The organism is Kitasatospora sp. NPDC056783 (assembly GCF_042789895.1).
Classification (GTDB): Bacteria; Actinomycetota; Actinomycetes; order Streptomycetales; family Streptomycetaceae; genus Kitasatospora.
Genome location: NZ_JBHUAF010000027.1, coordinates 29,194 through 39,647, shown reverse-complemented (window position 1 = coordinate 39,647; position 10,454 = coordinate 29,194). Strand labels below are relative to the sequence as shown.

General features: G+C 76.2%; 1 protein-coding gene. It reads right to left on the bottom strand.

The annotated features are described in order from the left end of the window. Positions 1–10,447: SDR family NAD(P)-dependent oxidoreductase (locus tag ACFRMQ_RS07010; protein ID WP_380727792.1), on the bottom strand; the 10,447-nt coding region annotated here is incomplete at its 3' end. Between the last annotated feature and the right edge of the window lie 7 nt (positions 10,448–10,454).

Here is a 10,454-nt window from a genome sequence, read left to right as displayed (position 1 = left end):
TGCCGAGCTCGCCGTCCAGGAGGTCGAAGAGCTCGTCGGCGGTGGCCGTGTCCAGCTCCGGACCGCTCGGCCCGGCCGGCTCCTGGTGCGCGTCCCCGGCCCACTTGGCGGTCAGGGCCCGCAGCCGCAGGGCCACCCGGGAGCGCTGCTCCTCGTCGACCGAGCCGGCCGCGGCCGCCTCCAGCAGGGACTCCAGCCGGATCACCTCGGCCTCGACGTCCGGCGCGCCGTCCACGTCCCCGACCAGTTCGTCGAAGAGGTGGTCGGCGATGGCCGCCGGGGTCGGATAGTCGAAGGTGAGGGTGGAGGACAGCCGCAGACCGGTGTCGGCGCCGATCCGGTTGCGCAGCTCCAGCGCGGACAGCGAGTCCACACCGAGCTCGCCGAACCCGCGCTCCGGGTCCACCGACTCGGCGCCCGGGTGTCCGAGCACCCCGGCGACGTGGCCGCGCACGGTGTCCAGCAGCAGCTGCCGGCTCTCCGCCGCGGGGAGCGCCGCGAGCCGCTCGGGCAGCGAGACGAGCCGCGGCTCGCCGGCCGGGGCCGGCCCCGCCTGGGCGGTGCGGCGCGCCGGGGTCCGGGCGGCCAGCGCGCGGACCATCGGGGGCGCCTGCTCGGTCGGCCGGACGCTCATCGGCAGCAGCAGCGGCTGCTCCGAGCCCAGCGCCCGGTCGAAGAGCGCGAGCGCCCGGTCGACCGACAACGGCTCGATGCCGTCCCGGGAGAGCCGGCGCAGCTCCGCCTCGCCGAGCGAGCCGGCCATCCCGGAGCCGGTGTCCCACAGGCCCCAGCCGAGCGCGAGCCCGGGCAGGCCCGCCGAGCGCCGCCGGGCGGCCAGGGCGTCCAGGAAGGCGTTGGCCGCGGCGTAGTTGCCCTGCCCGGCGGCCCCGAGGGTGGCGGCGGCCGAGGAGAACAGGACGAACGCCCTGAGGTCCAGACCGGCGGTCAGCTCGTGCAGGTTCCAGGCCGCGTCCGCCTTGGGCCGCAGCACCGCGTCCAGGCGCTCGTCGGTGAGCGCCGTGACCAGGGCGTCGTCCAGGACGCCGGCTGCGTGCACCACGGCGGTGAGCGGGTGCTCGGCCGGGACGGCGTCGAGCAGTTCGGCCGTCGCCGCGCGGTCGGCGGCGTCGCAGGCGGCCACCGTCACGGTGGCGCCCAGCTCGGCCAGGTCCGCCGCCAGCTCCTCCGGCAGGACGCCGGTGCGGCTGGTCAGCAGCAGGTGCCGGACGCCGTGCTCGCGCACCAGGTGCCGGGCGAGCAGGCGGCCGAGACTGCCGGTGCCGCCGGTGATCAGCACGGTGCCCTCCGGGTCCAGCGCGACACCCTCCGCCACCGCGGTCTCGGCCAGCCTCGGGACGTACGCCCGACCGGCCCGCAGCGCCAGCTCCGGTTCGCCGGTGGCCACCGCCGCCGCCAGGGCGGCCTCGGAGGCGGGGTCCTCGTCGAGGTCGACCAGGACCAGCCGGTCCGGGTGCTCGACGGCCGCCGCCCGCACCAGGCCCCAGATCCCGGCCTGGGCGAGGTCCGGCGCGCCGTCCACGGCGACCGCGCCCCGGGTGACGACCACCAGCGGCGCACCGCCCTCGGCGAGGCCGTCGGCGAGGCGCTCCTGGAGGACCGCCAGGGCGCGGTGCCCGGCCTGAGCGGCGCGGGCCGGGGCGTCCGGGAGGTCGTCGACGGTGATGGTGACGGTGTCCGGCCCGGCGCCCGCACCGTCCGGGAGCTGCGCCGACGGCAGCTGCTCCCAGCGCAGTTCGTACAGGTCGCCGGAGGCCGGCGCGGCCGAGGCGGCGTTCAGCTGCTCGGCGGTCACCTGCCGGATGCGCAGCGCCGACACCTCGGCGACCGGTGCTCCGGCGCCGTCGAAGAGCCGGATGCCCAGCTGCTCGGTGCTCTGCGGGGTGAGCCGCAGCCGCAGGGCCGAGGCGCCCGCCGCGTACAGCGTCACGCCCTCCCAGGAGAACGGCAGGGTCATCACCGTCGGGTCCTGCCCGTCGAGCAGGTCGATGGCGTGCAGCGCGGAGTCCAGCAGCGCCGGGTGCAGACCGAAGCCGGCCGGCTCGGCCTCCTCGGGCAGGGCGAGTTCGGCGTAGACCTCCTCGCCCAGCCGCCAGGCGGCGCGCAGGCAGCGGAACAGCGGTCCGTAGCCGTAGCCCTGGTCGGCGAGGCGGTCGTAGCCGCCGTCGAGGTCGACGGGCACGGCGCCGGCCGGCGGCCACTCGGCGAGCGCGTCGGGCTCCGGCGCGTCCGACGCGGCCAGGACGCCGGTGGCGTGCCGGGACCAGGCGCCGCCGTCCTCGGTGCGGGCGTGCACGGTGACCGGGCGGCGCCCGGCGTCGTCGGCGGCGCCGGCGACCACCTGGAGCTGGATCCCGCCCTGGGCGGGCAGCACCAGCGGCCGTTCGATGGCCAGTTCCTCGACCAGGGCGGCGCCCACCCGGTCGCCCGCCTGGACCGCCAGCTCCACGAAGGCGCTGCCGGGCAGCAGCACCACGCCGGCGACGGCGTGGTCGGCCAGCCACGGGTGGGTGCTCAGCGAGAGGCGTCCGGTCAGCGCGACGGTGTCGCTCTCCGCCAGCCGCAGTTCGGCGCCCAGCAGCGGGTGCCCGGCCGCGGCCTGGCCGAATCCGGCCGCCTCGCGCGGCCCGGACGGGCCGTCGTCCAGCCAGAGCCGGCGGCGCTGGAAGGCGTACGTCGGCAGGTCGACGCGGCGCACCGCCGTACCGTCGTGCAGCCGCGCCCAGTCGATCGGGACGCCGCGCACCTGGAGCGCTCCCAGCGCGGTGGCCAGGGCGACCGGCTCGTCCTTGTCCCGGCGCAGCACGGGGACCAGCGCCGAGCGCTCGGGGTCGGCCAGGCAGTGGGTGCCCATGGTGGAGAGCACCGCGTCGGGGCCCAGCTCCACGAAGGTGCGGACCTGCTCGGCCTCCAGGGCGCGGATGCCGTCGGCGAAGCGGACGGCCTCGCGCACGTGGCGCACCCAGTACTCGGGCGAGGTCAGTTCCTCGGTGGTGGCCCGCTCGCCGGTGAGGGTGGAGACGATCGGCACCGTCGGCGCGGCGAACTCCAGGCCGCGCGCGACCTCGGCGAACTCCGCCAGCATCGGGTCCATCAGCGGCGAGTGGAACGCGTGACTGACCGGCAGGCGCTTGGTCCGGCGGTGGGTGAAGGCGGCCTCGACGGCGGCCACCGCCTCCTCCGTCCCGGACACCACGACGGCGTTCGGCCCGTTGACGGCGGCGATGCCGACGGCCTCCCCGAGGTGCGCCAGCACCTCCTCCTCGGCGGCGTCGACGGCCAGCATCACGCCGCCGGCGGGCAACGCCTGCATCAGCCGGCCCCGGGCCGCGACCAGCCGGGCGGCGTCCGGCAGGCTCAGCACGCCCGCGACGTGGGCGGCGGCCAGCTCTCCGATGGAGTGACCGGCCAGGAAGTCCGGCCGGATGCCCCAGGACTCCAGCAGCCGGAAGAGCGCGACCTCCAGGGCGAACAGGGCGGCCTGGGTGGTGGCGGTCCGGTTCAGCGGCTCGGCTTCGGTGCCGAAGACCAGGTCCTTGAGCCCCTCGTCGAAGTGGCCGCAGACCTCGTCGAAGGCCTGCCGGAACGCCTCGAACTCCCGGTACAACTCGCTTCCCATGCCGGGGCGTTGGGCGCCCTGGCCGGTGAAGAGGAAGGCCAGCTTGCCGGCCACCGGCTTGCCGCGCAGCACCCCGGGCGCCGTCTCACCGGACGCCAGCGCGGCCAGCGCGGCGGCGAGTTCGTCCCGGTCGCGGGCGACCAGCGCGGCCCGGTGGCCGAGTTCGGAGCGGCCGGTGGCCAGCGAGTAGGCGAGGTCGGCGATCGGCTCGTCCACCAGGGCGGTCAGCTTGGCCGCTTGGGCCGCGAGCGCCTCCGGGGTGGCTCCGGAGAGCAGGACGGGCAGCAGCGCGGGCTCGGTGCCGACGGGTGCGGCGGCCTCCTCGGTGACGGCCTCGATGATGGTGTGGGCGTTGGTGCCACTGATGCCGAAGGAGGAGACGGCGGCCCGGCGCGGACGCTCGACCTCGGGCCACTCCCGGGCCTCGGTCAGCAGCCGCACCTCGCCGGCCGTCCAGTCGACCTTGCCGGAGGGCTGGTCCACGTGCAGGGTCCTGGGCAGCACGCCGTGGCGCATCGCCTGGACCATCTTGATCACCCCGGCCACACCGGCGGCGGCCTGGGTGTGCCCGATGTTGGACTTGATCGAGCCCAGCCACAGCGGCCGGTCCGCCGAGTGCTCCTGGCCGTAGGTGGCCAGCAGCGCCTGCGCCTCGATCGGGTCACCCAGCGTGGTACCGGTGCCGTGCGCCTCCACCACGTCCACGTCCGCGGCCGACAGCCCCGCACTGGCCAGCGCCTGACGGATCACCCGCTGCTGCGAGGGCCCGTTGGGGGCAGTCAGCCCGTTGGACGCGCCGTCCTGGTTGACCGCGGAGCCGCGGATGACGGCCAGCACCTGATGCCCGTTGCGCTTGGCGTCCGACAGGCGCTCCAGCAGCAGCATGCCGGCGCCCTCGGAGAGGGTGGTGCCGTCCGCGCCGTCGGCGAAGGACTTCGCCCGGCCGTCGGCGGCGAGATTGCGCTGCCTGCTGAAGTCCACGAACGTGTCCACGGTGGACATCACGGTGACACCACCGGCCAGGGCGAGGGCGCACTCGCCGCCGCGCAGCGCCTGGGCGGCCAGGTGCAGGGCCACCAGCGAGGAGGAGCAGGCGGTGTCCACTGAGAGGGTCGGGCCCTCCAGGCCGAGGGTGTAGGCGACCCGGCCGGAGGCCACGCTGCCGAGGCTGCCGTTGCCCAGGTAGTCCCGCACGTCCTCCGGCGCGTTGCTGAGCCGGCTGCCGTAGTCGTGGTACATCACCCCGGCGAACACGCCGGTGGCGCTGCCCCGCACCGAGTGCGGGTCGATCCCGGCGCGCTCCAGCGCCTCCCAGGAGGTCTCCAGCAGCAGGCGCTGCTGCGGGTCCATCGCGATCGCCTCGCGCGGCGAGATCCCGAAGAAGTCCGGCTCGAAGTCGGCGGCGTCGTACAGGAATCCACCCTCGCGGGAGTACGTCCGGCCGGCCTTGCCCGGCTCCGGGTCGTACAGCCCCTCGATGTCCCAGCCGCGGTCCTCCGGGAACGCGGAGATGCCGTCGACGCCGTCCGCCAGCAGCTGCCACAGCTCCTCGGGGGTGCTGACCCCGCCGGGGAAGCGGCAGGCCATCGCCACGATCGCGATCGGCTCGTCACCGGCCGGCCGGGCGTCGTCGGCGGCGGCGGGGGCCTGGTCCGGCTCGTCGGCGCCGAACAGTTCGGTGCCCAGGTGGCCGACCAGGGCGGCCGGGTCCGGGTAGTCGAAGACCAGGGTGGCCGGCAGCCGCAGCCCGACCGCCTGGCCGAGCCGGTTGCGCAGCTCGACCGCGGTCAGCGAGTCGAAGCCCCACTCCCGGAAGGCCCGGCGCGGGTCGAGCACCATGTCCGAGTCGTGGCCGAGCACGGCGGCGACATGGGTGCGGACCAGCTCGAACAGGGCCGCGTCGCGCTCGGCCCGGCCGAGCGCGGCCAGCCGGTCCAGCGCGCTGCCCGGGGCCGAGGGCGCCGCGGCGGCGGTGCGCCGGGCGGCCGGGCGCAGCAGGCCGCGCAGCACCGGGGAGGAGGTGCCCGCCGAGCGCAGCGCGGGCAGGTCCAGGCCGATCGGCACCAGCAGTGCCCGGTCCCCCGCCAGCGCGAGGTCGAGCAGCGCCAGGCCCTCGTCGGTGGTGATCGGACGCACCCCGGAGCGGGCCATCCGCTCCACGTCCGCCTCGCTGAGGTGGGCGGTCATCCCGGTGCGCTGCTCCCAGAAGCCCCAGGCCAGCGAGAGGCCGGGCAGGCCGAGCGCGTGGCGGTGGGCGGCCAGGCCGTCCAGGAAGGCGTTGGCCGCGGCGTAGCCGGACTGGCCGGCGCCGTCCACGGTGCCGGCGGCCGAGGAGAACAGCACGAACGCCTTGAGGCCGAGGCCGGCGGTCAGCTCGTGCAGGTGCCAGGCCGCGTCCACCTTGGGGCGCAGCACGGCGTCCAGCCGCTCGTCGGTGAGCGTGGTGACCAGGCCGTCGTCCAGCGCGCCGGCCAGGTGCAGCACTGCGGTCAGCGGGCGGTCGGCGGGGACGTCGGCGAGCAGCGCGGCGAGCTGCTCGCGGTCGGAGGCGTCGCACTTGGCGACGGTGATCTCCGCGTCCAGGCCGGCGAAGTCGTCCTGGGCGACGCCGCTGCGCCCGGCCAGCAGCAGGTGGCGCACGCCGTGCTCGGCCACCAAGTGCCGGGCCACCAGCGCGCCGAGCACGCCGGTGCCGCCGGTGATCAGCACGGTGCCCTCGGCGTCGAGCGGGCTGCCGGTGCCCTGGGGCGCGCTCCGGGCCAGCCGGGGGACGTGCACCTTGCCGTCGCGGACGGCGAGTTGGGGCTCCGCCGAGGCGGCGGCCGCCGCCAGGGCCTGCTCCACGGTGGTGTCCCGGTCGGCGTCGACCAGGACGAACTGCTCGGGGTTCTCGCCCTGGGCGGCGCGGACCAGGCCCCAGACGGCGGCCGCGGCGAGGTCCTGGACGCCCTCGGCGCCCACCGCCACCGCTCCCCTGGTGAGCACCACCAGGCGGGAGGCGGCGGCCTGCTCGCTGTCCAGCCACTGCCGCAGGGTCTCCAGCACCTCGGCGCAGGCGGCCCGGGTGCCGGTGACCGGGTCCTCGTCCCGGCTCACCGGCAGGACCACGAACTCCGGTACGGTCGCGAGTCCGGCGAGGCCGCCCTCGCCGAGCACCGCGTGCGCGGGGACCGGGCCCCGCGCCTCGACGAGCGGCCAGTCGAGCCGGAACAGGGCGTCGGCGCGGCCGGCCGCGCCGAGCGCGGCGGGGTCGACCGCCCGGGTGGTCAGCGCGTCCACCGAGGCCACCGGGGCGCCGGTGGTGTCGGCGAGCTGGATGGTCAGGGCGTCGGTGCCGGTGATCCGCAGGCGCAGGGCCCTGGCTCCGGAGGCGTACAGCGAGACGCCGTTCCAGGCGAAGGGCAGCCGGGCCTGCTCCGGCTCCTGGTCGCCGCCGAGTCCGGCGGCGTGCAGGGCGGCGTCGAAGAGCGCCGGGTGCAGGGCGAACCGGCCTTCCTCGACCGGGAGTTCGACCTCGGCGAAGACCTCGTCGGCGCGCCGCCAGGCGGCCTTGAGGCCCTGGAAGGCGGGGCCGTAGTGGTAGCCCTGGGCGGCCAGCGCCTCGTACACGCCGTCCACTGGGAGGGCCTGGGCGCCGGCCGGGGGCCAGGCCGCCAGGTCGAAGCCGGCCTCGGCGGTGTCCGGCTCCAGCAGGCCGCTGGCGTGCCGGGTCCACTCGCCCTCGCCGCCCTCGGGGCGCGAGTGCACGGTCAGCGGGCGCCGGCCCGAGTCGTCCGACTCGCCGACGTGCAGCTGGAGTTGGACGGCGCCGCGCTCGGGCAGCAGCAGCGGCACCTCCATGGTCAGTTCGGCCACCCGGCCGCAGCCGACCTCGTCGCCGGCCTTGACGGCCAGTTCCACGAACGCGGTGCCCGGCAGCAGGACCGTGCCGCCCACCGCGTGGTCGGCGAGCCAGGGCGCGGTGGCGGTGGCGAGCCGGCCGGTGAAGAGCATGCCGCCGCCGTCGGCGACCGCGACCGAGGCGCCGAGCAGCGGGTGTCCGGCGGCGACCAGGCCGGCCGCCGTCACGTCGCCCACCGCCTGGGAGCCGCCGAGCCAGAACCGCTCGCGCTGGAAGGCGTAGGTGGGCAGGTCCACCTTGCGCATCGAGGTCCCGGCGAAGACCGCCGCCCAGTCGAGGGCGACGCCCTGGACGTGCGCCTCGGCCAGCGAGGTCAGGAAGCGCTCCGGGCCGCCCTCGTCGCGGCGCAGCGAGCCGATCCCGGCGATCTCGGCGTCCAGCGCCTCCGCCGTCTCCGCCACGCTGTTCAGCAGCACCGGGTGCGGGCTGCACTCGACGAAGACGCCGTAGCCGCTGTCGAGCAGCAGCCGGGTGGTGCCCTCGAAGAGCACGCTCTGGCGCAGGTTGGTGTACCAGTAGTCGGCGTCCAGGCCCGCGGTGTCGAACAGTGTGCCGGTCACCGTGGAGTAGAACGGCACCTCGGCGGAGCGCGGGCTCAGCCCGGCGAGCTCCTTGAGGAGCCGCTCGCGGATCGTCTCCACCTGGGCCGAGTGGGAGGCGTAGTCCACCGGCAGCCGCTTGGCCCGCACGCCGTCGGCGCGCAGCGCGACCTGCAGCTCGTCCAGCGCGTCGGGGTCGCCGGAGACGACCACCGAGGCCGCGCCGTTGACGGCGGCCACCGAGAGCCGCCCCTGGTACGCGGCGAGCCGCTCGTGGACCTGCCCGGCGGCCAGCGCGACCGACATCATGCCGCCGCGCGCGGACAGGTCGTCCGCGATGGCCAGGCTGCGCAGGGCCGCCACCTTGGCGCCGTCGGCCAGCGAGAGCGCCCCGGCCACGCAGGCGGCCGCGATCTCGCCCTGGGAGTGCCCGATGACGGCGGCCGGGCGCACCCCGTAGGAGCGCCACAGCTCGGCCAGCGACACCATGACCGCCCAGAGCGCGGGCTGCACCACGTCGACCCGCTCCAGCGAGCCGGCGTCGCGGATGACCTCCAGCAGGTCCCAGTCCGTGTGCGGGGCCAGCGCCTGGGCGCACTCGGCCATCCGGGCGGCGAACACCGGTGAGGAGTCCAGCAGTTCGGCCGCCATGCCGATCCACTGGGAGCCCTGGCCGGGGAAGACGAAGGCGATCCGGGACTCGTTCTGGCGCCCGCCGCGCACCACGCCGGCCGCGGCGCGTCCGGCGGCCAGCTCGGTGAGCCCGGCGGCCAGCGCGGCGCGGTCCGCGCCGATCACCACGGCGCGCTCGCCGAGCGCGGCGCGGGAGGTGGCGAGGGTCCAGGCGAGGTCGGGCAGCGGGGCGCTGTCCAGGTGGTCGAGCAGCCGCCGCGCCTGGCCGGCGAGACCCTGCTCCCCCTTGCCGGAGAGCACCAGCGGCAGCGGTCCGGCCACGTCAGCGGCCTGCGGCGACGCCTCGGGCTCGGGCACGCCCTCCAGGATCACGTGGGCGTTGGTGCCGCTGATGCCGAAGGAGGAGACGGCGGCGCGCCGGGGCTCGGCGCCCTTCGGCCAGTCCCTGGGCTCGGTGAGCAGTTCGACCGCGCCCTCGGTCCAGTCCACCTGCGGGGTGGGCTCGTTGACGTGCAGCGTCCTGGGCATCCGGCCGTGGCGCATGGCCATCACCAGCTTGATCACCCCGGCGACGCCGGCGGCGGCCTGGGTGTGGCCGATGTTCGACTTGATCGAGCCCAGCCACAGCGGCTCGCCGTCGGCGCGCTCCTGGCCGTAGGTCGCGAGCAGCGCCTGCGCCTCGATCGGGTCGCCGAGCGGGGTGCCGGTGCCGTGCGCCTCGACCAGGTGCACCTGGTCGGCGGTGAGCCTGGCGTTGGCCAGCGCCTGGCGGATCACCCGCTGCTGGGACGGCCCGTTGGGGGCGGTCAGGCCGTTGGAGGCGCCGTCCTGGTTGATCGCGCTGCCGCGGACCACGGCGAGCACCCGGTGGCCGTTGCGCTCGGCGTCCGACAGGCGCTCCAGCAGCACCATGCCGACGCCCTCGCCCCAGCCGGTGCCGTCCGCCGAGGCGGCGAAGGACTTGCAGCGGCCGTCCAGCGAGAGCCCGCGCTGGCGGCTGAAGTCCACGAAGGTGTCCGGGGTGGACATCACGGTGACGCCGCCGGCCAGCGCGTAGGCGCACTCGCCGGTGCGCAGCGCCTGGACCGCCAGGTGCAGCGCGACCAGCGAGGAGGAGCAGGCGGTGTCCACGGTGACGGCGGGCCCCTCCAGGCCCAGGGTGTAGGAGACCCGGCCCGAGGCGACGCTGCCCAGGTTGCCGTTGCCGAGGTAGCCCTCGACGCCCTCGGGGACCTCGGCCAGCCAGCTGCCGTAGTCGTGGTACATCACGCCGGCGAAGATGCCGGTGCGGCTGCCGCGCAGGGCGTGCGGGTCGATGTTGGCCCGCTCGAACGCCTCCCAGGAGACCTCCAGCAGCAGGCGCTGCTGGGGGTCCATCGCGATCGCCTCGCGCGGCGAGATGCCGAAGAACGCGGCGTCGAAGCGCGGCGCGTCGTAGAGGAAGGCGCCCTCGCGGACGTGGGTCTTGCCCGGGGCGTCCGGGTCCGGGTCGTACAGCCCCTCGACGTCCCAGTCGCGGTCGGCGGGGAAGTCCCCCACCGCGTCCACGCCCTGGTCGACCAGCTGCCACAGCTGCTCGGGCGAGCTGACGCCGCCGGGGTAGCGGCAGCTCATCGCCACGATCGCGATCGGCTCGTTCGCCGCGGCCTCGATCCGCGTGTTCTGCTGGCGCAGTCGTTCGTTCTCCAGCAACGACTCGCGCAGCGCCTCGACTATCTGCTCGACAGATGTATCCACGGTCGGT